General features: G+C 69.8%; 23 protein-coding genes and 1 tRNA gene. 17 read left to right on the forward strand and 7 right to left on the reverse strand.

The window, feature by feature from the left end; translation table 11 throughout:
- Positions 1 to 32: 32 nt before the first annotated feature.
- Both K0817_RS14735 and K0817_RS14740 read right to left on the reverse strand, forming a co-directional pair.
- Complete coding sequence (locus K0817_RS14735) at positions 33 to 554, reverse strand: hypothetical protein (RefSeq protein WP_253735409.1); 522 nt, start codon at positions 552 to 554, stop codon at positions 33 to 35.
- Between the two features lie 84 nt (positions 555 to 638).
- Positions 639 to 1,148 carry a glyoxalase/bleomycin resistance/extradiol dioxygenase family protein gene (locus K0817_RS14740; RefSeq protein WP_219982273.1) on the reverse strand — a complete coding sequence of 170 codons (510 nt, stop codon included), beginning with the start codon at positions 1,146 to 1,148 and terminating at the stop codon, positions 639 to 641.
- An 87-nt stretch (positions 1,149 to 1,235) separates the two neighbouring features.
- On the opposite strand from K0817_RS14740, the gene K0817_RS14745 reads away from it, so the two are divergent.
- Positions 1,236 to 2,069, forward strand: coding sequence for a helix-turn-helix domain-containing protein (locus K0817_RS14745; protein WP_219982274.1), 834 nt, complete (start codon positions 1,236 to 1,238; stop codon positions 2,067 to 2,069).
- Between the two features lie 14 nt (positions 2,070 to 2,083).
- Here the strand turns inward: K0817_RS14745 and K0817_RS14750 are convergent, their stop codons facing one another.
- Positions 2,084 to 2,557 carry a DUF4442 domain-containing protein gene (locus K0817_RS14750; protein ID WP_253735410.1) on the reverse strand — a complete coding sequence of 158 codons (474 nt, stop codon included), beginning with the start codon at positions 2,555 to 2,557 and terminating at the stop codon, positions 2,084 to 2,086.
- Between the two features lie 196 nt (positions 2,558 to 2,753).
- Between K0817_RS14750 and K0817_RS14755 the strand changes: the two genes are divergently transcribed.
- The 11 genes from K0817_RS14755 to K0817_RS14805 all read left to right on the forward strand — a co-directional run bounded on the left by K0817_RS14755 (position 2,754) and on the right by K0817_RS14805 (position 13,268).
- Positions 2,754 to 3,440, forward strand: a complete 687-nt coding sequence (locus K0817_RS14755) for an O-methyltransferase (RefSeq protein WP_219982276.1) — start codon at positions 2,754 to 2,756, stop codon at positions 3,438 to 3,440.
- Positions 3,441 to 3,537: 97 nt separating this feature from the next.
- Positions 3,538 to 4,818 carry a phosphopyruvate hydratase gene (eno, locus tag K0817_RS14760; RefSeq protein WP_219982277.1) on the forward strand — a complete coding sequence of 427 codons (1,281 nt, stop codon included), beginning with the start codon at positions 3,538 to 3,540 and terminating at the stop codon, positions 4,816 to 4,818.
- Between the two features lie 24 nt (positions 4,819 to 4,842).
- Positions 4,843 to 5,385: a septum formation initiator family protein gene (locus tag K0817_RS14765; RefSeq protein ID WP_253735411.1), complete on the forward strand. Its 543-nt coding sequence runs from the start codon at positions 4,843 to 4,845 to the stop codon at positions 5,383 to 5,385.
- Positions 5,386 to 5,468: 83 nt separating this feature from the next.
- Entirely contained in the window at positions 5,469 to 5,987 is a 519-nt protein-coding gene (locus tag K0817_RS14770; RefSeq protein ID WP_219982278.1) for a DUF501 domain-containing protein, read from the forward strand.
- Positions 5,984 to 7,282 carry a S8 family serine peptidase gene (locus tag K0817_RS14775; RefSeq protein WP_219982279.1) on the forward strand — a complete coding sequence of 433 codons (1,299 nt, stop codon included), beginning with the start codon at positions 5,984 to 5,986 and terminating at the stop codon, positions 7,280 to 7,282. The genes K0817_RS14770 and K0817_RS14775 overlap by 4 nt, the downstream gene beginning before the upstream one ends.
- 33 nt (positions 7,283 to 7,315) lie before the next feature.
- The gene (locus tag K0817_RS14780; RefSeq protein WP_219982370.1) at positions 7,316 to 8,737 is read left to right on the forward strand and encodes an FAD-dependent oxidoreductase; all 1,422 of its coding nucleotides are present in this window, start codon (positions 7,316 to 7,318) and stop codon (positions 8,735 to 8,737) included.
- A gap of 62 nt (positions 8,738 to 8,799) precedes the next feature.
- Positions 8,800 to 8,873 (forward strand) — tRNA-Leu (locus K0817_RS14785).
- A 55-nt stretch (positions 8,874 to 8,928) separates the two neighbouring features.
- A complete protein-coding gene (locus tag K0817_RS14790) occupies positions 8,929 to 10,185 on the forward strand; it encodes an alanine racemase (protein ID WP_219982280.1) in 1,257 nt (418 codons plus the stop codon).
- Positions 10,182 to 11,495 (forward strand): D-arabinono-1,4-lactone oxidase, encoded by a 1,314-nt coding sequence (locus tag K0817_RS14795; RefSeq protein WP_219982281.1) that lies wholly within the window; start codon positions 10,182 to 10,184, stop codon positions 11,493 to 11,495. Before K0817_RS14790 ends, K0817_RS14795 begins: the two co-directional genes overlap by 4 nt.
- Positions 11,496 to 11,577: 82 nt before the next feature.
- On the forward strand, positions 11,578 to 12,144 hold the full coding sequence (locus tag K0817_RS14800) for a LemA family protein (RefSeq protein ID WP_168910826.1): 567 nt from the start codon (positions 11,578 to 11,580) through the stop codon (positions 12,142 to 12,144).
- Positions 12,145 to 12,161: 17 nt separating this feature from the next.
- Positions 12,162 to 13,268 (forward strand): DNA glycosylase AlkZ-like family protein, encoded by a 1,107-nt coding sequence (locus tag K0817_RS14805; RefSeq protein WP_219982282.1) that lies wholly within the window; start codon positions 12,162 to 12,164, stop codon positions 13,266 to 13,268.
- Between the two features lie 55 nt (positions 13,269 to 13,323).
- Here the strand turns inward: K0817_RS14805 and K0817_RS14810 are convergent, their stop codons facing one another.
- Positions 13,324 to 14,601 (reverse strand): winged helix-turn-helix domain-containing protein, encoded by a 1,278-nt coding sequence (locus tag K0817_RS14810; protein WP_253735412.1) that lies wholly within the window; start codon positions 14,599 to 14,601, stop codon positions 13,324 to 13,326.
- Positions 14,602 to 14,701: 100 nt separating this feature from the next.
- Here K0817_RS14810 and K0817_RS14815 point away from each other — a divergent pair, with 100 nt between their 5' ends.
- Both K0817_RS14815 and ilvA read left to right on the forward strand, forming a co-directional pair.
- Positions 14,702 to 15,892 (forward strand): AI-2E family transporter, encoded by a 1,191-nt coding sequence (locus K0817_RS14815; RefSeq protein ID WP_219982283.1) that lies wholly within the window; start codon positions 14,702 to 14,704, stop codon positions 15,890 to 15,892.
- Complete coding sequence (ilvA, locus tag K0817_RS14820) at positions 15,889 to 17,139, forward strand: threonine ammonia-lyase (protein WP_219982284.1); 1,251 nt, start codon at positions 15,889 to 15,891, stop codon at positions 17,137 to 17,139. The genes K0817_RS14815 and ilvA overlap by 4 nt, the downstream gene beginning before the upstream one ends.
- Positions 17,140 to 17,160: 21 nt before the next feature.
- Here the strand turns inward: ilvA and greA are convergent, their stop codons facing one another.
- Entirely contained in the window at positions 17,161 to 17,652 is a 492-nt protein-coding gene (gene greA, locus K0817_RS14825; RefSeq protein WP_219982285.1) for a transcription elongation factor GreA, read from the reverse strand.
- A gap of 93 nt (positions 17,653 to 17,745) precedes the next feature.
- Complete coding sequence (locus K0817_RS14830) at positions 17,746 to 18,153, reverse strand: DUF4307 domain-containing protein (RefSeq protein WP_219982286.1); 408 nt, start codon at positions 18,151 to 18,153, stop codon at positions 17,746 to 17,748.
- 103 nt (positions 18,154 to 18,256) lie between these two features.
- Between K0817_RS14830 and K0817_RS14835 the strand changes: the two genes are divergently transcribed.
- Positions 18,257 to 18,568, forward strand: coding sequence for a hypothetical protein (locus K0817_RS14835; protein ID WP_219982287.1), 312 nt, complete (start codon positions 18,257 to 18,259; stop codon positions 18,566 to 18,568).
- A 28-nt stretch (positions 18,569 to 18,596) separates the two neighbouring features.
- Here the strand turns inward: K0817_RS14835 and K0817_RS14840 are convergent, their stop codons facing one another.
- Positions 18,597 to 19,340, reverse strand: coding sequence for a hemolysin III family protein (locus K0817_RS14840; protein ID WP_253735413.1), 744 nt, complete (start codon positions 19,338 to 19,340; stop codon positions 18,597 to 18,599).
- A 75-nt stretch (positions 19,341 to 19,415) separates the two neighbouring features.
- Here K0817_RS14840 and K0817_RS14845 point away from each other — a divergent pair, with 75 nt between their 5' ends.
- On the forward strand, positions 19,416 to 20,201 hold the full coding sequence (locus K0817_RS14845) for an isoprenyl transferase (RefSeq protein ID WP_219982288.1): 786 nt from the start codon (positions 19,416 to 19,418) through the stop codon (positions 20,199 to 20,201).
- A gap of 173 nt (positions 20,202 to 20,374) precedes the next feature.
- Positions 20,375 to 21,496, forward strand: coding sequence for an aminotransferase class V-fold PLP-dependent enzyme (locus K0817_RS14855; RefSeq protein ID WP_219982289.1), 1,122 nt, complete (start codon positions 20,375 to 20,377; stop codon positions 21,494 to 21,496).
- Positions 21,497 to 21,576: the final 80 nt, after the last annotated feature.

Here is a 21,576-nt window from a genome sequence, read left to right on the forward strand (position 1 = left end):
GGAAAGCAAGCCAGTGAGGAGGACGATGCCGGCTATGACGTGGTGCACCGGTCCTCCTCGACTGCGTTGCTGGCGCTTATGACGAGGCCTGTGGAAGTTTGAGCGGAAGGCAAGAGTTCGACTCTGAGGGGATACACGTCGGGCCGGTCAGCCGCCACCATCGAGGTTCCCGCGGCGTCTGTTACCACCACGGCGCTCACATCGCTGCAGACGAGGATCCGCACTCCGCCGTCCTCACCTAGCTCCTCTCCGAAAATGGCTCGGGTCCGGGTTTCGCCAGACACAGCCCACCCATCGGCGTGCATCTCGGACAGCGACTTCCGCTCGCTGGCGTTCGCCTCACCGGTGGTCCAGGCGTAGACCTCCTCGAACGTTTCCGGGTCGCTGAGGTCGACCTCGTTGAGGGCGTCGACGTACGCGCGGTAGGTCTCCTCGGCGGCGGCGAAGGCCTCTTCTTCGCTCGTGAACGGGGCGGTGGGCGTCGGCTCGGGTTGGGGCACCGTGCATCCCGTGAGCGCGAGCAGCAACAGGGCCGCTCCCAGCGCCGGTGTCATGCGGGATCTCACACCCCCAAAGTACCGGCGCCCGCCGCGCCGCCGCCGAGTTATCCACAGGTCTCCCGGCCGCGGCCGAGGGGGTCAGCCGGCGCTGACGGACGCCGCCCACTCCGCGACTCGGGCGGCGCTCTCCTCCTCCGACAGGTCCTCGACGCGGGTCATGATCGACCAGCGCACGCCGAACGGGTCCCGGATGCTCGCGTACCGGTCGCCCGACACGAAGGTGGACGGCTCCTCGCGTACGGTGGCGCCGGCGGCGACAGCTCGCGCGGTGACCGCGTCGACGTCGGGCACGTAGAGGCCGATCGAGTAGCAGTCTTGATCGCCCTCGGGCGCGGGCACGGTGCCGTAGGCAGGGCTCGGCTCGCCGATCTGCAGCAGGCCCAGGCCGAAGTCCAGGCCGGCGTGCACCACGAGGCCATCGAACTCCGTCACGTCGCTCACCCGCGCGCCGAAGACATCGCGGTAGAACTCCAGCGCCGCCTTGGCGTCGCGGATCGCGAGGAACGGGGTGAGCGCTGTGGCGGCGTTCGGCCGGCCGTCGGTCGTGTGGGCACCGGTCACGCCGGTGGTGTTCTCTTTATCTGTCATGTCCTCATCGTGCGCCGCGGCGCGGTGGCCCGGCTTGGAGATTCGCGACAACCTGCGGTGTCTGGGCGGCGCGCTAGCGTGGGCGGCGTGACGGAGGCTTCGCGGGCGATCGATCCCACCCGCGGCGTGCTCTACCCGGGCCGCCTGCCCCGCTTCACGCGGCTGCCGCCGCCCGACGAGGCATCCGGTCTCGTCTCGTGGTTCTGGATCCCGCAGTGGAACCTGCCCGACGGCGTCGAGACGCGCCAGCCGATCCTGGGCTATCCCGCCGCCAACCTCGCCGTCGAACCCGACGGCGTCACACTCTGGGGTGCGACGACGAGGGCGTCGGAGCGCGTGCTGACGGGCACGGGCTGGGCGGTGGGAGCGCTGCTGCGGCCCGCGGCACTGGGGCGTTTGACGTCGTCCCCGAGCGAACTGGTGGACGGATCCGTCCCGCTCGACGAACCCGAGCTGCACGCGGCGGTGGTGGCGGCGATGCCCGATGAAGGGGCGGCGGCGTACGTGGTCGCATCCTGGCTGGTCGAGCGGGTCGGAGCGCCGACGCCGGAGGGCCGGCTCGCGAACGATATGGCGGACCTGTTCATGACGACGCCCGTTCCCGCTCCACGTATCGTCGACGCGTCGCACCACGCCGCCGGGAGCACGACCGCGATCCTGCGGGTCGAAGATGCCGCGGCGCAGCTACGGGTCTCGGTGCGCACGCTCCAGCGACTCGCACACCGTACGGTGGGGGTCTCGCCCGCGGCGATGATCCGACGCCGGCGGCTGCAAGAGGCGGCGCAGCGACTGCGCGACGATCCCGGCGTCACGCTGGCGGCGGTGGCTGCCGAGCTGGGATACGTCGACCACGCGCATCTCGCGAACGACTTCCGCCGGGTCCTCGGCCTCACGCCCTCGGAGTATCGCGCCGCAACCTGAGATCGAGACTCCGTTCAGTCGGCGCTCGTCGGGGGCGCCGTCACCCGCTTCTTCTCGCGCACATACACCTCACGCCGCACGCGCGCCACCACATCTCCCGCGGCGTCCGTGATGTCGGTCTCGAACCATTCGAGCACCTTCGCGCCCCCGCGGGCCCGTTCCCGCAGCTCTTCGGCCTTTTCTCGTGGCACCTCGAAGTGCGCGGTCAGCACGCCGCGGCCGGGCTTGACGAACTCGATCTCACCGCGGGTGTCCCACACCATGTAGTCGCGCCCGAGCTGGTGCATCACGAGCATGAAGAAGTACGGGTCGGTCATCGCCGACATGGATCCGCCGAACGCGGTCTTGACGTAGTTGCGGGTGATGAGATTCACGTGCAGCTCGACGGTCGCGCTGGTCCAGTCCTCGGCGAACCTTCGCACGCGGATGCCGCTCCACAGGTTCGGCGCCCACAGGCTCATTCCGACGGCCAGACGGCGAGGGGTCATGCGCATGAGCAGAATGTTCGCGCATCAGCCTGGTCCGCTCCGAATCGATTGTCGACGCTCCACAATCGCACCCGCGCACGGTGCGCGCGGACGCATCCGCAGCCGACGTGGACCGTGCGCGCCGGTCGGCGCTCGCGGCCCGCGCGGACGCATCCGCAGCCTTGACGGCGACGCCCGCCGCTTGTTTGCTGGGCTCATGAGCGAGCCGACCCCTGACGTATGGCGACGTGTCGACGCCTACCTGACCGACACGCTCGTCGGGCACGATCCCTACCTGGAACGGGCGGTCGCCGACCAGAACGCCGCCGGCCTTCCTCCGATCGAGGTGGCGCCTGTCAACGGCAAGCTCCTCCACCTCCTCGCGCGCATGACCGGCGCGAGGCGGGTGCTCGAGATCGGCACGCTCGGCGCCTACTCGACGATCTGGCTGGCCCGTGGCATCCCTGATGACGGCCGCGTCGTGACGATCGAGGCCGAGCCGCGCATCGCGGACATCGCTCGCGCCAATCTCGACCGAGCCGGCGTGGGCCCGAAGGTGGAGATCAGGCTCGGCCGCGGCGTCGACGTGCTGCCCACGCTCGAGGGCCCCATCCGCGACGGAGGCTCCGACCCGTTCGACCTGGTCTTCATCGACGCCGACAAGGAGTCCAACACGATCTACCTCGACTGGGCCGCACGGCTCGGGCGCTCGGGAACGGTCGTCGTCGTCGACAACACGGTGCGTGGGGGAGAGGTGGCCAACCCCGCCACGGAGAACGCGCAGATCATCGGCGTCCAGCGCGGGCTCGAGATGCTCGGACGTGACCCGCGATTCGACGCCACCGCCATCCAGACGCTCGATGCGAAGGGCTACGACGGGATCGCGATCGCGCTCGTGGTGTGAAGGACGCGTCTGTGGGTGCGGAGACCGGCATCACTAGACTCGGGAGCGGACCGACGATGCTCCGACGAACCACCCTCCACAAGCAAGGAGTCCCTCAGTGGCACTGATCGAGGCTGTAGGCGCGCGCGAGATTCTCGACTCGCGCGGAAATCCGACCGTCGAAGTGGAGGTGCTGCTCGATGACGGGATCGTCCAGCGCGCCGCCGTTCCATCCGGCGCGTCCACCGGAGCCTTCGAGGCGTACGAGCTTCGCGACGGCGACAAGAGCCGCTACGGGGGCAAAGGCGTCCTGAAGGCCGTCGCCGCCGTCATCGACGAGCTCGGCCCGGCGATCGAGGGCGTCGAGGCGAGCGAGCAGCGCGTCATCGACGAGATCCTCCTCGAGACCGACGGGACCGAGAACAAGTCGCGCACCGGCGCGAACGCCATCCTCGGCGTCTCGCTCGCCGTCGCGAAGGCGGCCGCAGACTCAGCCGACCTGCCGCTGTTCCGCTACCTCGGCGGTCCCAACGCGCACGTCCTGCCCGTGCCGCTGTTCAACGTCATCAACGGCGGATCGCACGCCGACAACGGCATCGACATGCAGGAGTTCTTCCTCGCGCCCATCGGCGCCGAGACGTTCTCGGAGTCGCTGCGCTGGGGCACCGAGGTCTACCACGTCCTCAAGGGCGAGCTCAAGGCAGCCGGCTTCGCGACGGGGCTCGGCGATGAGGGCGGTTTCGCCCCCGACCTGCCGAACAACCGCGAAGGTCTGGACTTCCTCCTCAAGGCGATCGAGAAGGCGGGTTTCACGCCCGGCACCGAGATCGCCCTGGGCCTGGACGTCGCGGCAACCGAGTTCTTCCACGACGGCGTATACCGCCTCGACGACAAGGACTGGACGGCCGCCGAGCTCACCGAGTACTACGTCGGCCTCGTGAACGACTACCCGATCGTGACGATCGAGGACGCGCTCGCCGAGGACGACTGGGACAACTGGAAGGCTCTCACCGACGCGCTCGGCTCGAGGATCCAGCTCGTCGGGGACGACCTGTTCGTCACCAACCCCACGCGTCTGGCCGACGGCATCGCGCGTGGCGTCGCCAACTCGCTGCTGGTCAAGGTCAACCAGATCGGCACGCTGTCCGAGACGCTGGATGCCGTCGACATGGCGCACCGCGCCGGGTACACCGCGATGATCTCGCACCGCTCCGGCGAGACCGAGGACACCACGATCGCCGACCTCGTGGTCGCGACGGGTGCGGGTCAGATCAAGAGCGGCGCGCCCGCCCGAAGCGAGCGCGTGGCGAAATACAATCAGCTTCTGCGCATCGAGGAAGAGCTGGGAGACGCCGCGACGTTCATCGGCCGGGCCGCCTTCCCGCGCTACAAGGGCTGAGTTCGACCGAGGAGAGGGGGAGCCGTGGCGAAGACGACGGCTCCCCCTTCCCGTTCCACCGGTGCGTCGCGTCCAGCTCGGCACCGGGCGGCTCGTCGCCCGGTGGATGTGCGGGAATGGCTCGGCGGCATCCGCCTGTCGGGCTTCATGGTCATCATGCTCGGTCTCGTCGTGCTGGCCGCCTTCGTCCTGGTTCCCACGATCGGCACGTACGTCGACCAGCGTCAGCAGATCGCCGCGCTGCAAGCGGCGGTGCAGCTGAGCAGGGAAGAGGTCGAAGAGCTCGAGTCGCAGCGTGACCGCTGGAGCGATCCCGCGTACATCACCACCCAGGCGCGGGAGCGCCTGTACTACGTCAAGCCCGGCGAGGTGATCTTCCTCGTCGACGACGACCTGCCGCCTGAGCTCGAGCCGCAGGAGCAGGCGACGGTGAGCGAGGACGTCGAGCAGACCCGCACCGACTGGATGTCGCAGCTGGTGCGGTCGGTGACCGAGGCAGGGCTGGCGCAGACTGTTGTGCCGGTCACGGTCGGCGTGCCTGATCCCGGGTCCACCCCGACTCCCTGAATCCCCATGCGGTCCAGCCCCGTCCCAGGCGCCGCCGCTACTCTGACCTCGACTGTCTTGACTCCCTCGACCTGGAGGACCCTGTGACGACCCCGCCGTTCCCCGCGGTCAGCGAGGCCGACCTCGCCGTCCTGCGCGAGCAGCTCGGCCGGCCGGCCCGAGGCGTCATCGGCGTCGCGGCGCGCTGCGTCTGCGGCAATCCGACCGTGGTCGCCACCTCGCCCCGTCTGCCCGACGGCACGCCGTTCCCCACGTTCTACTACCTGACCCACCCCGCCGCCACGGCGGCGATGTCGGTGCTCGAGGCCGATCACGCGATGCGGGCCTTCAACGACGAGCTCGCCGACGATGACGAGCTCGCGACGGCCTATGCCGCGGCTCACGGCGCGTATCTGCGCGATCGGGCGGAGTACGGGGAGGTCGAAGAGATCGCGGGGATCTCGGCGGGGGGCATGCCCACCCGCGTGAAGTGCCTGCACGCGCTCGCCGGACATGCCCTGGCGGCAGGGCCGGGCGTCAACCCGATCGGCGACCGCGCGCTCGCGCTGTCGACGTGGTCGCCGGAGCGCTGCGTGTGCGCGCAGCCGGGAACGGCAGGATGACCCGGCGCCTGCTGGCTGCGGCCGCCGCGGGGTTGGCGCTCAGCCTGGCGGTGGCGCCGTCGGCGGCCGCGCAGGCGCCGGCGCCACCCGCCGTGGCGCCCACGCCGCCGGCCGAGGACCCGGTCCGCGCCGCCGAGTACTGGCTGAAGGACTACGGAATCGACAAGGCGTGGGAGACCACGCGGGGCGAAGGTGTCACGATCGCCGTCATCGACACCGGCATCGCGCGCGGCCCCGTCGAGTTCACCGGAGCCGTCACCGGCGGAACCGACGTGTCGGGGGTCGGCTCCGACGACGGCCGCACCCCCGTCGGCGCCGTGGATGCCGACCACGGCAGTTGGGTCGCCTCGCTGGCGGCGGGCCGGGGGACCGGGCCCGACACCGGCATGATCGGCGTCGCCCCCGAGGCCGAACTGCTGTCGGTATCGGTCGGATTCGGCTCCTCGGCGACCCGCCCGTTCGCCGACCAGATCGCCGAGGCGATCCGGTGGTCCGTCGATCACGGCGCGGACGTCATCAACATGTCTCTCACGACGAACGTGCCCGACTGGCCCGAGAGCTGGGACGACGCCTTCCTTTACGCGTTCGAGAACGACGTCGTCGTCGTCGTCGCCGCCGGTAACCGCGCGAGCGGCACCACACGCGTCGGGGCGCCGGCGACCATTCCGGGTGTTCTGACGGTGGCCGGTGTCGACCCGCAGGGCAAGGCGAGCGTCGACGCGTCGACTCAGGGCATCACGCTCGGGGTGGCAGCTCCGAGCGAGCAGCTGCTGGGAGTGTCGGCCGACGGACAGATCGTCGTGTGGAACGGCACCAGCGGTGCCGCGCCCATCGTCGCGGGCATCACCGCGCTGGTGCGCGCCGCCCGCCCCGATCTCGACGCCGACAACGTGATCAACCGCATCGTCAGCACGGCTCGGCCGCCCGCCGGGGCGACGGCATCCGATCCGCTTCTTTACGGCAACGGACTGGTGGATGCCGCCGCCGCGGTCTCGGCGTCTGTGCCCGAGGTGGACTCCAACCCTATGGGGAGCCTCGAGGAGTGGGTGCTGGTCTATCGTCGCGCGCCGAGCGATCCCCGCCCGGCCGAGCCGGTCCCGACGATCGAGGTTCCGCCGCTTCCTCCCGCCGAACCGATCGAGCGCGCCTCCTCGCCGCTCCTTCCCGACTCCGACACCCTGCTGTACGGGACGCTGCCGCTCACCGCCGCCACCGCGGCGGCTATACTGGTGGCGCTCGGCGTCACCGCAGCTGTCCGACGCATCCGATTGGCGTCCCGCGCGCCGAGCCGCTGACACAGGAGGAGTTCTCCACTCGTGACCAACACCGTGCCCAAGATCCTCATCGTCGGTGGCGGCTACGCAGGCTTCTACACTGCTTGGAAGCTCGAGAAGCATCTGCGCAAGGGCGAGGCCGACGTGACGATCGTCGACCCGCTTCCGTACATGACGTACCAGCCGTTCCTCCCCGAGGTCGCGGCCGGTTCGATCGAGGCGCGCCACTCCGTAGTTGCGCTGCGGCGGCACCTCAAGCGCACCCACGTCGTCGCGGCCAAAGTCACCGGCATCGACCACGCGCACAAGGTCGCCACGATCACGCCCATCGCCGGAGAGCCGTACGAGTTCGCCTACGACCAGATCGTGGTGACCGCCGGTGCGGTCTCGCGCACCTTCCCGATCCCCGGCATCGCCGACAACGCGATCGGGCTCAAGACGATCGAAGAGGCCGTCGCGATCCGCGACAAGCTCATGTCGAACTTCGACAAGGCCTCGGTGCTGCCCCCGGGCCCCGAGCGCGACCGGCTGCTCACCGTCGTGGTCGTCGGCGGTGGCTTCGCCGGCATCGAGGTGTTCGGTGAGTTGCGCTCGCTCGCGTCGTCGCTGGTCAAGAGCTACCCGGGGATCACGTTCGACGACACGCACTTCCACCTCATCGAGGCGATGGGGCGCATCATGCCCGAGGTCTCGCTCAAGACCAGCGAGTGGGTGCTGAAGAACTTCGCCAAGCGCGGAGCGTATGTGCACCTCGACACGCAGGTCACCGGCGCGATCGACGGCAACGTCGAGCTGTCGACGGGCGAGGTTCTCCCCACCGATCTGATCATCTGGACGGCCGGCGTGATGGCCAACCCCACGGTGGTCCGTGGCGGCGACCTTCCCGTCGAGGAGCGCGGCCGCATCCAGACTCGCGCAGATCTGCGTGTCGGCACGGCGGAGGAGTTCGTCGAGGGCGCCTGGGCCGCCGGTGATGTCGCGGCCGTGCCGGACCTGTCGGGCGGGGGAGTCGGCGGCTACTGCGTGCCGAACGCGCAGCACGCGGTACGTCAGGCGAAGCTGCTGGCGAAGAACCTCGTCGGCGTGCTGCGTGGCGAGCTCCCGCGCGAGTACTTCCACAAGAACCTCGGCGCCGTCGCCGGCCTGGGCCTGTGGGTCGGCGTCTTCCAATCCGGCAAGCTCGCGCTGAAGGGACCGATCGCGTGGCTGGCCCACCGCGGCTACCACGGCCTGGCGATGCCGTCGTGGGAGCGCAAGTGGCGCGTGCTGTGGGGATGGTGGAACAACTTCTGGCTCGGCCGCGACCTGGTCAACCTGTCGACGGTGCAGAGCCCCCGCTACGTCTTCGAGGAGTTCGCGGCGCGCCCGCGTCCGGCGCAGCCCGCCGTCACGCCGCCCGCGGAGCCGCGCGGAGCCGGCAAGCAGGCCGATCAGCCGGAGAAGGTCGAAGCCGACAAGGTGTCGGCGAGGCGCTGACCGCCGCGTACCCCGGCCCTGACGGTACCGTGGGGTCTGTCGATCCGTCGCGGGTCGACGGCGCCCCCGTAGCCCAATCGGCAGAGGCAGGCGACTTAAAATCGCTTCAGTCTGGGTTCGAGTCCCAGCGGGGGTACGGGTCCGGCGGGCTCTAGGCTGTAGCGCATGCGCGCGCACCCGAAGCGGGACGTATGAATCTCGACCTGCTGTCCACGCCTCCGGCGACGAAGCCATGGGAAGATCCCCCGTCGTTCTGGAGATCGATGACGCGCGCCGTCGCGGCCCTGAGCGGCCCGGTGGCCGCACTCAGCGTCGACGCACTGCGGTACAACGCGCTCGACATGGTCGTGCGGGCCGGGGGCGTCCCGATCCGCGTCGCCAGCAAGTCGGTGCGCGTGCGCGCCGTCCTGGACGCTGTGCTCGCGCTGCCCGGCTACCGCGGCATCCTGGCCTTCACACTGCCCGAGGCGCTGTGGCTGGCTCGGCCGCACGGGGGGATGCCCGCTCACGACGACATCGTTCTGGGCTACCCGACCGCCGACCGAGCGGCGATCGCCGCCCTTGTCGCGGACGAGGATGCGCTGTCGCGGATCACGCTCATGGTCGATGACCCCGCGCAGCTCGACCTCGTCGACACCGTAGCCGCGCCCGGATCCCGGCCCGAGATCCGCGTCGCGATCGACGCCGACGCGTCGTGGCGCGCCCCCGGACTCGGACACGTCGGCGTCCTCCGCTCGCCGGTCCACGAACCGGGTGAGGTTGCCGCGCTCGCACGCATCATCGCCGCGCGCGACGGATTCCGGCTGGTCGGCCTCATGATGTACGAGGCGCAGATCGCCGGGCAGGGGGATGCGACCGGCCCCGGCGACGCCGTGATCCGCTGGATGCAGCGCCGCTCCGCCGCGGAGCTGCTCGACCGGCGCGCCGCGATCGTCGCTTCGTTGCGCGACATCGCGCCGCTGGAGTTCGTCAACGGCGGGGGAACCGGTTCGCTCGAGCTGACCGCATCCGACCTGTCGGTCACCGAGCTCACCGCGGGGAGCGGACTGCTGGCCGGCCACCTGTTCGACGGCTACCGGGTCTTCGACCCGGCTCCTGCGGCCGCGTTCGCGCTGGAAGTCGTGCGCAAGCCGGCGCCGGATGTGGCAACCGTGCTCGGCGGCGGCTGGATCGCGTCGGGGCCGGCGTTGGAGTCGCGGCAGCCGCGGGCCGTCTGGCCGCCTGACCTCCGCATGGCGGCGCGTGAGGGGGCGGGAGAGGTTCAGACGCCCTTGCGAGGAGAGGCGGCGCGAGCACTGCGGGTCGGCGACCGCGTGTGGTTCCGCCATGCCAAGAGTGGCGAGCTCGCCGAGCGCGTGGAGCGCTACCACCTCGTGGACGGTGTCGTCGCAGACGGCACGGTAGGCACGGTCTCGACCTATCGCGGCGACGGAAAGGCGTTCCTGTGACCCGCCCAGGTGGCACGTGGCAGAACTGGGGACGCTCCGAGCGCGTGCGTCCCCGGCGTGTGGAGTTCCCGCGGACGATCGAGGCCGTCCAGCGAGCGGTGATGGCGGCGTCGGAACGAGGGATGCCGGTCAAGGCAGTGGGCGCTGGGCACAGCTTCACCGGGATTGCGGTGGCGCCCGGCCTACTCCTGGAGCTTCGCGACATGACCGGACTCGTCTCGGTCGACGCCGACCGCAGCAGGGCGACCTTCCTGGCGGGCACGCGCCTGCACCAGGTCCCGGCGCTCCTCGCGCCCTACGGGCTGGCGATGGAGAACCTGGGAGACATCGATCAGCAGTCGATCGCCGGCGCGATCTCGACCGGAACGCACGGCACCGGCGCGCGGTTCGGTGGCATCGCGACCCAGGTGGTGGGGGCGACGATCGTCACGGCCGAGGGCGAGCTGCTGCGAGTCGACGACGAGGAGAATGCCGAGCTCGTGCCGGCGGTGGCGCTCGGGCTCGGTGCCCTCGGCATCCTGGTGGAAGTCACTCTCCAGTGCGTGCCGTCGTTCGTGCTCCACGCGGTGGAGCAGCCCGAGCCGCTCGACGAGGTGCTCGACGCGCTCGAGGACCGGGCAGCGGCCGCCGACCACTTCGAGTTCTACTGGTTCCCGCACACCGACCGCGCGATGACGAAGACCAACACGCGGCTGCCCGCCGACGCGCCGCGGCATCCGCTCACGCCCGTGGGCAAGTGGATCGATGACGCGCTCGTCGGCACGGGCCTGCACCAGGTCGCGTGCAGCGTGGCACGGGTTGTTCCCGTCGCGATCCCCGCCATCAACCGGCTTTCGGTGCGGATGTGGGGGGATCGCGAGTTCACGGATGCCTCGGCGCGCGTCTTCGCGACGTCACGAGCAGTGCGATTCCGCGAGATGGAGTACGCACTGCCGGTCGAGAACGTGCGATCCGCCTTCGACGAGCTTCGTGAATTGGTCGATGAACGCGGCTGGCGCATCTCGTTCCCGGTCGAGGTGCGGTTCGCCGCGGCGGATGCCGTATGGATGTCGACCGCCTACGGACGGGCGACCGGTTACATCGCCGTTCATCGGTACTGGCGGGACGATCCGACGGAGTACTTCGAGGCGGTCGAGCAGATCATGGTGAGCCACGACGGTCGGCCGCACTGGGGAAAGATGCACACACTCGACGCCGGTGTGCTGCGCGAGCGCTATCCGCGCTTCGACGAGTTCGTCGCGCTCCGGGATCGCCTGGACCCCGATCGGCTGCTGCGCAACCCCCATCTGGATCGCGTCCTCGGTGGGTAACGGCTGAGAGTCCTGGTCGGGGGCGCATTCCGCGTCGGCGCGCGTGGCTAGGATGAGGGCAAACCTCGAACGGAGTCTCGGTATGGAATGGCTGATCGCGGTCATCATCGTGGTGGCACTCGTGCTGATCGCCGGCATCTACCTGTGGGCGACCTACAACTCGCTCGTGCAGTTGAACGTGCGCGTGGACGAGGCCTGGAGCGACATCACGGTGCAGCTCAAGCGGCGCGCAGACCTGCTGCCGAACCTGATCGAGACCGTGAAGGGGTACGCCGCTCATGAGAAGGCGGTCTTCGAGAACGTCACGCGCGCACGCGCCGAGACGCTGTCGGCCTCCGGCCCTGCCGAGGCGGGAGTCGCCGAAGGACACATGCAGCAGGCGTTGAAGTCGCTGTTCGCGGTCGCCGAGGCGTACCCCCAGCTGCAAGCGAGTCAGAACTTCCTGCAGCTGCAGCAGTCGATCGTCGACACCGAAGACAAGGTTCAGGCGTCACGCCGCTTCTACAACGGCGGCGTGCGCGAGCTGAACACCAAGATCAAGGTCTTCCCGAACAACATGTTCGCCCGCAACCTGGGCTTCCACGAGCGCGAGTTCTTCGAGGTCATCGACGGCGCCGCCATCTCCGAGCCGCCGCGCGTCCAGTTCTGACGCGACAACCTCGCACCATGCCTCACCGCCTCTCGCGTGAGCAGGCGCGTCGCATCGCGGTGCGCGCGCAGCTGCTCAGCCAGGAGCGGCCGGCGGGGATCGTGGAGACGATCGACGCGCTGACGATCGTCAACATCGAGCCCACCGCCGCGGTCGCCCCGAGCGCCGACCACATCCTGTGGAGTCGCCTCGGCTGGCCGTACCAGCCGGCAGACCTCGCGAGGCTCGTGGAACAGGACCGCGCGGTGTTCGAATGGGGCGGCTTCTATCGCACCATGACGGACCTCCCGCTGCTTCTTCCCGAGATGCGCGAGCGGCCATATTCGGCCGAGGCGCGGGCGTGGCTGTCGGCGAATGACCGCTTCCGGCGTGATGTGCTCGACCGGCTGCGCAGCGATGGTCCGCTGCGTCCGGCGGACATCCCTGACACCGCTCAGGTCTCGTGGCGGTCATCCGGCTGGACGAACAATCGCAACACCCTGCAGATGCTCGAGATGCTCGTGCTCCGAGGCGACGTCGCCATCGCGTCCAGGGATCGGGCGGGCCGCAGATTCGACCTGGCAGAACGCGTCTACCCGGCCGACGTCGCAGAGCTGTCCGCCGAGGAGGCCGCCCGCGAGCGGGCCGAGCGTCGCCTGGCATCGCTGGGTCTGGCGCGTGCGAAGGGCATCGCGCAGCCCCTGGAGCCCATCGACGTGGGGGAGGTCGGCGAGGAGGCCGTTGTCGACGGCGTCGACGGCACATGGCGGGTCGACCCGCAGTCCCTGCGCGACGCCGAGGCAGCCTTCACGCCGAGAACGGCACTGCTATCGCCGTTCGACCGGCTGGTCTTCGACCGGCGGCGCTTGGAGGAACTGTTCGACTACGAGTACCTGCTCGAGATGTACAAGCCCGCCGCCAAGCGGCGCTGGGGCTACTTCGCGCTGCCGATCCTGCACGGCGACCGGTTCGTCGGCAAGCTCGACGCCAAGGCCGATCGCAAGCAAGGCGTGCTGCATGTATTCGCGGTGCACGAGGACGAGCCCTTCGGCGACGATCTGACGGCGGCGGTAGAGGGCGAGATCGCCGACCTCGCCCGATGGCTCACACTCGAGGTGCGCGGCACGGCGACCGCGCGCCGGTGATCAGCGCACCGCGAGCACCATCTCGTCGCCCGAGAAGCGGATCGACCCGCGCACGCTAGCCGGACGGCTCGTCGGCGGCGAGCGCAACGGGTTCGCGGGCGCCGGCTTCATGGCGCCGCACGCCGGGCATGGCGCGCGCCAGGTCCTCGACGGCATCGCCCCAGCGAGAGATGGACACCGATTCCAATCCCTGCCACGCCGCCGCGATGCGCAGCTCGTCGGCCAGCCGTGCCGGGGCATCGACAGGCGCGCCGTGCTCCCACCATGCCGACTGGACCAGGAGCGTGGACGCGGCGCGGTCGGCCTTGAGATCGACGCGGCCGACGAGGTCGTCGCCCACCAGGACCGGAAGCGAGTAGTACCCGTAGCGCCGCTTGTGCGCGGGCGTGTAGATCTCGATGCGGTACTCGAACTCGAAGAGGCGCTCGGCGCGGTCGCGGAACCACACGACGGGGTCGAAGGGCGTGAGGACCGCGGTGGCGTCCACACGACGCGGAATCGAAGCGTCGGCGTGCAGCCAGGCTTTCGCGGCCCGTCCGCCGCTGGTCCAGCCCTCAACGGTGACCGGGTGCAGCTCGCCGGCGTCGGTGAGGTCGGCGACCGCCGACAACACAGCCTTGCGGTCGCTGATGCGCCAGTAGTCCGCGAGGTCTGCTGCGGTCGCCACACCGTAGGCGCGGGCGGCGCGGCGCACCAGCTCGCGGACCGCCTCATCACGCGGAACGCGGACGGCGAGCGACTCAGCCGGGATCACGTGCTCGGCGAGCCCGTAGCGCCGTTCGAAGCCGCGACGGCCCGCGATCGCCACCTCGCCGAACAGCCACAGGTACTCCAGGGCGTGCTTGACCACGTCCCAGTCCCACCACGGTCCGCGTGCGCCCTTCTTGGAGTCGTGCTCGATCTGCGCAGGGCGCAGGGGCCCACGGTCGGCCAACTCGGCACGGACCCAGTCGACGGTCTCGCGGTGCGTGTCGAACCACCCACCGGGCTTCGACCCGTATTTGTCTCGCAGCGCTTTCATGCGGAAGTCGAACAGGCCCCAGTCCGACGACGGGATGAATGCCGCGACGTGGGCCCAGTATTCGACATAGGGCGCGCGACGAGCGAAGAGCAGCCGGTCGAGGGCGGCGGTGTCGTAGGCGCCGAGGCGAGAGAACAACGGCATGTAGTGGGAGCGCGCGAACACGTTGACAGAGTCGATCTGCAGCGTCGCCATGCGGGAGAGCGCGGCGTTCAGCTGCCGGGTCCCGGCGGTCGTGGGACGGGCGCGTCCGAACCCCTGAGCGGCCAGCGCGATGCGGCGCGCCTCGGCGCCGCTCAGATTCGACTTCACGCGCGTCAGCCTAGCCACGGGCTCCGACACGCCACGCCTCGCGACCGGCCGGGCGGCGGTCCATGACTCCCGCGGAATGCGACCGTCCTAGACTGGCGGAATGAGCGGCTCCGACGACAAGCCCCGCGGCTCGCTCTTCGACGCCCTTCGCGACAGGAGCAGAGTCGTCTCGACCGAGCTCTCCGGCTCGATGCCCCGCGGCCTCAGGATCGCGACCGCGTACTCCTGGCGGTTCCTCGTGGTCGCCGCTGCGATCGGGGTGGCCGTGTGGCTGGTCATCCAGCTGAAGCTCCTCGTGATCCCGCTGCTGATCGCGATCCTCGTGAGCGCGCTGCTGTACCCCGCGTTCACGTGGATGCTGCGCCATCGCGTGCCGCGCTGGATCGCGATCGTCGTGTCGGTGGTGAGCACTCTCGCCATCGTCACCGGTCTGCTCTGGCTCGCCGTCTGGCAGATCACCCGACAATGGTCTTCGGTGCAGGCCCGCACGGTCGACGCGATCGGAGAGTTCCGCCAGTACCTCATCGAGGGTCCGCTCCACCTCAGCGCGGAACAGATCGACGATCTGCTCGCCCAGGGGTGGAGCTTTCTGCAGGAGCAGGCCGAACTGCTGTGGTCGGGCGCGCTCGCGATCGGCTCCACTCTCGGGCACGTGGTGACCGGGGCTCTGCTGGCGATCTTCATCCTGCTGTGCCTGCTCGCCGACGGGGCCGGCATCTGGCGCTGGGTGCTCAAGCTGTTCCCCAAGCGGGCGCGCCCTGCCGCCGACGGCGCCGGCCGGGCAGGCTGGGTGACGGTGGTGAACTACGCCCGCACGCAGCTGCTGGTCGCGACCATCGACGCGATCGGCATCGGCCTGGGCGCATTCCTCCTCGGCGTGCCACTGGCGATCCCCATCGGGGTCCTGGTCTTCCTCGGTGCGTTCATCCCGTTCGTCGGCGCGGTGGTCACCGGCGCGGTCGCCGTGTTCCTCGCGCTGGTGTACAACGGGCCGTGGATCGCGCTGTGGATGCTGATCGTGGTCCTGGGCGTGCAGCAGCTGGAGGGTCACGTGCTGCAGCCGCTCCTCATGGGCTCGGCCGTCAAGGTGCACCCGCTCGCCGTCGTGCTGGTCGTGGCCGGAGGCGCCATGATCGCCGGCATCCCCGGTGCCCTGTTCGCGGTGCCGCTCGCGGCCTTCATCAACGTCGTCGCGGTCTATATCGGCCAGCGGGCGTGGGAGACCGGCGTCAGACCCAGCGGTGACCTGATCTGGAGCACCGTTCCCCGCCCGAGGAGGATCCGCCCGTGACGACAACGCACTCGCATCGAGCCGCGGCGCCGGCGCTGTCGGACGTCGAAGACGCCGCGGCCGCGTTGCGCGGCATCATCGTGCGCACGCCGCTCGACGAGTCCCAGCACCTCTCGGAACTGATGGGCGTTCCGGTTCATCTCAAGCTCGAGAACCTGCAGCGCACGGGTTCGTTCAAGATCCGCGGGGCCACCTACCGGCTGTCTCGGCTGACCGCCGAGGAACGTGGGCGCGGCGTGGTGGCGGCATCCGCCGGCAACCACGCGCAGGGAGTGGCGATGGCCGCGAAGTCGCTCGGCATCCCGGCGACGATCTTCATGCCACTGGGTGTGCCGGTGCCCAAGCTGCTCGCCACGCGCGGGTACGGCGCCGACGTGGTGCTGGAGGGCGCGACGGTCGAGACGCCGCTGCGGCTGGCGGCCGATTTCGCCGAGCGCACCGGTGCGGTGTTCATCCACCCGTTCGACCATCCGGACATCATCGCCGGTCAGGGTACCCTCGGCCTCGAGCTCATGGACGAAATGCCCGATCTCGACACCGTCGTGTTGGGCATCGGCGGCGGTGGGCTCATCGCCGGCGTCGCGGCCGCGGTCAAGGCCCGGGCGGCCGCCCAGGGGCGCACGGTGCGGGTCATCGGCGTCCAGGCCGAGAACTCCGCGGCGTATCCGGCGTCGCTGAAGGCGGGGCGTCCGCTCGAAGTGCCCACCAAGCCGACCATCGCCGACGGCATCGCCGTCGCGCGTCCCGGCGATCTGCCCTTCCGCATCATCAGCGACCTGGTCGACGAGGTCGTCACGGTGACCGAGGACGACATCGCCCGCGCGCTCCTCGTGCTCCTCGAGCGGGCCAAGCAGGTGGTCGAGCCGGCGGGCGCCGTCGGCGTCGCCGCGATCCTCGCGGGCAAGATCGTCGCCACCGGACCTACGGTGAGCGTGCTGTCGGGCGGCAACATCGACCCGCTGCTGCTGCAGCGCGTCGTCGCGCACGGGCTCTCGGCATCCGGTCGCTACATGACGCTGCAGGTTCCGCTTCCCGATCGCCCTGGCCAGCTGGCACGCGTCTCAGAGCTGCTCGCGCTCGCCGGTGCGAACGTCATCGAAGTTCTCCACACCCGGCATGGCCACGGGCTTCAGATCAGCGAGGTGATCCTGCAGCTGAGCGTCGAGACCCGCGGCGAAGAGCACCGCGCGCACGTCATCTCGGTGCTCGAAGCGGCCGGTTACGTGCCGACCGTGGTTGCGGACTGACGAAGAGCACCGCTCGCGGGCTCACTGACCGTTGTAGGTCTCGACCTTCACGATCTCGACCGCGATCTCACGCCCGGTCGGGGCGGTGTAGGAGGTCTTCTCGCCCTCCTTGCGGCCGAGGATCGCCGCGCCCAGGGGCGAGGCTTCGCTGTAGACGTCCAGCTCCGAGCCGGCTCCGATCTCGCGGTTGCCGAGCAGGAAGACCTCTTCGCCGCCGGCGATGACCGCGGTCACGACGGTGCCCGGCTGAACGACGCCGTTGCTCTCGGGCGCTTCGCCGACCTTGGCCGACTTCAGCAGGTGCTGCAGCGTCCGGATGCGGGCCTCCTGCTTGCCCTGCTCGTCCTTGGCCGCGTGATAGCCACCGTTCTCTTTGAGGTCGCCCTCTTCGCGGGCGGCCTCGATTCGCTTGGCGATCTCTTCGCGGCCGGTGGTCGAGAGGTGTTCGAGCTCGGCGGCGAGTCGGTCGTAGGCATCCTGGGTGAGGAAGGTCTCGGGTGCGTCATTCGACACGGTTGACTCCTTCGATCGGCGGGGCACGTCGATAAACCGAACGCCCCGGCTCACGGCCAGGGCGCGGATCGACTGCAGTCCCGACAGACTATGTCAGGTGGCAGACGAGGACAAAACCCAGCACGAGTTCACGAAGCCCGTCGTCGCCTCTGCGGTGGTGGGGATGATCTCGCGAAAAGCCCGCGCATGGGTGTCGGATGCCTCGATCTCGACGACCCGCCAGCCCACCACGCCGTGCTCCTCGTCCTGCGCCTCGATGGCGCACGCGACCGCGCGTCCCGGGGGAGCGGTGATCTGGAATCCGAGCTCGACCGAATGCTCGTCGATGATCGTGAACGAAGTGGTGTCGACGTCGACGGAGTCCAGGGTGCCCTGCACGGTGAACCAGCCGAACGCGACGACGAGGCCGACGGCGATGAGGCTCGCGGCCCCGACGATCCATCGTCGCGCGGGAGAGCGGCGGCGTCCATAGCGCTCGTCGAGCATGTCCTGCGTCGTCATGGCGGTTCCGTCGGAAGATTAGGCTGGAACTCCAGGCTATGCGCTCCCGCGTGTCGCCGCCGACATCCGCACCGCCCGCCATCCGGGCAGAACGAGGACACCCATGCACGACGTGCTCGCCCTCCTGGGCGGTGCCGCGGCGACACCGACGCCGACGCCGACGCCGCAGGTCGATCCCGAGCTGGTGACACCCGGGGTGGAGGGCTTCATCATCACCGCCCTCGTCGCGGTCGCGGTGATCTTCCTCGTGTGGGACATGATGCGCCGCATCCGCCGAGGACGAGTCCGTGCCGACATCGACGAAGAGCTGCAGGCCGAGCTCGACGCCCGGGATCAGGCATCGCGAGCGGTCGAGGCGACCGACACCGACGACGAGAGCACCGGCCCACGCGACGAGCCGACCTCCCGGCCCTGACCGGTGACGCCCGGGCCCCCGGCATCCGTCAGCCTGGAATCCCCAGCGACGGTGACAGCGGGTCGGTCGCGATCAGCAGGCACGCCGTCCAGTGGCACAGGAACGCGAGCACGGTGCACACGTGGAAGATCTCGTGGAAGCCGAAGTGCCCGGGCCACGGGTTCGGCCGCTTGACGGCGTAGACGATCGCACCGCCGGTATAGAGCAGGCCGCCCACGATGACGAGGATCATCATGGCCTCGTTCGCCACGAAGAGGTCGACCATGTACATGACGGCCGCCCAGCCGAGCGCGAGGTAGAGCGCGACGTACAGCCACCGGGGCGCGTTGATCCAGAAGACACGGAACAGGATGCCGAGCAAGGCCCCGCTCCACACCACCGACAGCAGCAGGACGCCCTTCTCGGGCGGGAGCGCGAGCGTCGCGATCGGCGTGTATGTGCCCGCGATGAGCAGCAGGATGTTCGCGTGGTCGATGCGTTTGAGGATCGCCCTCGTCCGCGGCTTCCAGTCGAAGCGGTGGTAGAGCGCGGAGGTGCCGAACATCAGCATCGAGGTGGCCATGAAGACCGCCGAGGCCCACTTCGCCGGTGCGCCTTGCGCCATCGCGATGAGAACGACGCCGGCGACGATCGCCACCGGGAACGTGCTGGCGTGGATCCATCCGCGCCAGCTGGGCTTGAGGTCCGGAGCAGCGGCGTCCACCGCCGCGGCGTCCATGAGCGGCAGCACCGGAACCTCGGGGGCCTGCGAAGGGCGTGCGCGACGGCTCATGCTCCCAGGTTAGGGGCCGGTGCATGCCGGTGTCGGCACATGGTCGGCATCGGCCCGGCGGGGTAGCGTAGGGATGTGGCGCGTGCTTCGTCGAATGAGGGCAGGGGACCGCTCTACCGGCTCTATATCAATCGCCTGCGCCGGCGGCTCGACCCCGAGACCGTGCCGCGGCACGTGGCGATGATGATCGACGGCAATCGGCGCTGGGCGAAGCAGCTCGGGTTCGACTCGGCGTCGCACGGCCACCGTGCCGGCGCGGCGAAGATGCGGGAGTTCCTGCGCTGGTGCGACGATGTCGGCGTCCGCGTGGTGTCGCTGTACCTGCTCTCCAACGACAATCTGGTCAAGCGCGATTCGCGCGAGCTGTCCGACCTCATCGAGATCATCGCCGAACTGGCCGATGAGCTCTCTCACGAGCGGGATTGGCGTGTGAAGCACGTCGGTCGCTCCGCCGCGCTGCCTGCCGAGCTGGCGCGTGTGCTCGCCGATGCGCAAGAGCGCACTCGTGATCATCCCGGGCTGCATGTGAACCTCGCCATCGGCTACGGCGGGCGCGGCGAGATCGTCGATGCGGTGCGCAGCATCATCGCCACGCATCGCCGCGAGGGCGGCTCGCTCGAGGAACTGGCCGAGAGCCTCACCCCTGAGCAGATCGGCGAGCACCTCTACACCGGTGGTCAGCCCGACCCTGACCTGGTGATCCGTACGTCGGGGGAGCAGCGGCTGAGCGACTTCCTGCTGTGGCAGAGCGCGCACTCGGAGTTCTACTTCGTCGAAGCCCTCGGCCCCGACTTGCGCGAGGTGGATTTCTTGCGGGCGATCCGAGATTTCGCGTCTCGGGATCGTCGATTCGGAAGCTGAGGGCGCCCGCCTCGCGCTCACGCGGAGCTTCTCCTTCGTCGAAGCCCTCGGCCCCGACTTGCGCGAGGTGGATTTCCTGCGGGCGATCCGAGATTTCGCGTCTCGGGATCGTCGATTCGGAAGCTGAGGGCGCCCGCGACGCGCGCCGGACCGGGCTCTGCCAGAATGACGGCGTGGATCTCGACGCATATGCGGCCTCGTTCGATGGAGAGCCCGGCTATCTCGACTGGGCCGGGTTCGGGCCGCTCTCGCCGACGGTGCGGGCAGAGGCCCAGGCCGACACCGAACTGCTCGGCTCGGGCCGACGGACCAGTCTCGACCTGGTGCGCGACCACGCGCGGGAGGCCCGCGAGCTGGCGGCGGTGCTGATCGGGACGACCGATGCCACGCAGGTCGTCCTGCAGCCGTCCACCACCTACGGCCTCATGCACGCGATCTATGGCCTCGCCGGCGGACTCATGCTCGGACGTGGCGAGTTCCCGAGTCTCACCGTGGCAGCCACCCGCGCGTCGGAGGCGCTGGGTTCGATCCAGCTGCAATGGCTCGAACCCCAGGATGGACGTATCACCCCCGAGGTCGTGCGGGACGCCCTCACCGACGACAGCCGTGCGCTCGCAGTCAGCCTCGTCGACTTCCGCACCGGCTATCGCGCTGATCTCGCGGCGCTGCGCGACGTCATCGGCGACCGCCTTCTCATCGTCGACGCGACGCAGGGCTTCGGGGTGGTCGATGTCGACTACACGATCGCCGACGTCGTGTGCGCGCACGGCTACAAATGGCTGCGCGCCGGGCGCGGCACGGCGTTCGCGTGGTTCGGCGACCGGGCGCTGGAGCGCATCGCGCCGGTGCTGTCGGGGTTCCGCGGCGTCGACGGCGATCTGCCGATCGACACCGTGCCGCCACCGTCGTCGTCGGCACAGGCATTCTCGGTGGCGGGCCCCGACGCGCTCGCGGCGGCACGCCTGGCGACGGCGTTGCGCGAGGTGTCCGCGGTGGGCATCGCGTCGATCGAGACCGAGCTGGCGGCGCGCACGGCCGATGTCATGTTCTTCGCCGACCGCTATGACGTTCCGGTCATCACCGCGCGTGAGCCCGAGCGGCGCGCCGGCATCGTGACCCTTGAACCCGCACCCCAGGACGCCGCGCCCCTGGCCGCTTCTCTCGCCAACCATGGGCTCACCGTCACGGCGCGTTCGGGCCAGGTTCGGGTGGCTCCGCACGTGGGCACCGGGGCCGACACGCTGCGGCTGTTCGGCGACGCCCTGGCGGCATTCTCGGCGACTCGCGTGTGGTGACCGGATGCCGCGGGCCCGCGGCATCCGGAATTCACGAACACGTCACCGTCGCGCGCGTGTCGTGCGCACGGGATGTCGCC

Origin of the sequence: Microbacterium sp. HD4P20, from assembly GCF_019449275.2 — a bacterium.
Classification (GTDB): domain Bacteria; phylum Actinomycetota; class Actinomycetes; order Actinomycetales; family Microbacteriaceae; genus Microbacterium.

Bases quoted from the DNA above. Each gene is read 5' to 3' on its own strand.
- K0817_RS14735 (WP_253735409.1), bottom strand. From the start codon at position 554: ATGACACCGGCGCTGGGAGCGGCCCTGTTGCTGCTCGCGCTCACGGGA.
- K0817_RS14740 (WP_219982273.1), bottom strand. From the start codon at position 1,148: ATGACAGATAAAGAGAACACCACCGGCGTGACCGGTGCCCACACGACC.
- K0817_RS14750 (WP_253735410.1), bottom strand. From the start codon at position 2,557: ATGACCCCTCGCCGTCTGGCCGTCGGAATGAGCCTGTGGGCGCCGAAC.
- K0817_RS14755 (WP_219982276.1), top strand. From the start codon at position 2,754: ATGAGCGAGCCGACCCCTGACGTATGGCGACGTGTCGACGCCTACCTG.
- K0817_RS14775 (WP_219982279.1), top strand. From the start codon at position 5,984: ATGACCCGGCGCCTGCTGGCTGCGGCCGCCGCGGGGTTGGCGCTCAGC.
- K0817_RS14790 (WP_219982280.1), top strand. From the start codon at position 8,929: ATGAATCTCGACCTGCTGTCCACGCCTCCGGCGACGAAGCCATGGGAA.
- K0817_RS14800 (WP_168910826.1), top strand. From the start codon at position 11,578: ATGGAATGGCTGATCGCGGTCATCATCGTGGTGGCACTCGTGCTGATC.
- K0817_RS14805 (WP_219982282.1), top strand. From the start codon at position 12,162: ATGCCTCACCGCCTCTCGCGTGAGCAGGCGCGTCGCATCGCGGTGCGC.
- K0817_RS14815 (WP_219982283.1), top strand. From the start codon at position 14,702: ATGAGCGGCTCCGACGACAAGCCCCGCGGCTCGCTCTTCGACGCCCTT.
- K0817_RS14830 (WP_219982286.1), bottom strand. From the start codon at position 18,153: ATGACGACGCAGGACATGCTCGACGAGCGCTATGGACGCCGCCGCTCT.
- K0817_RS14835 (WP_219982287.1), top strand. From the start codon at position 18,257: ATGCACGACGTGCTCGCCCTCCTGGGCGGTGCCGCGGCGACACCGACG.
- K0817_RS14840 (WP_253735413.1), bottom strand. From the start codon at position 19,340: ATGAGCCGTCGCGCACGCCCTTCGCAGGCCCCCGAGGTTCCGGTGCTG.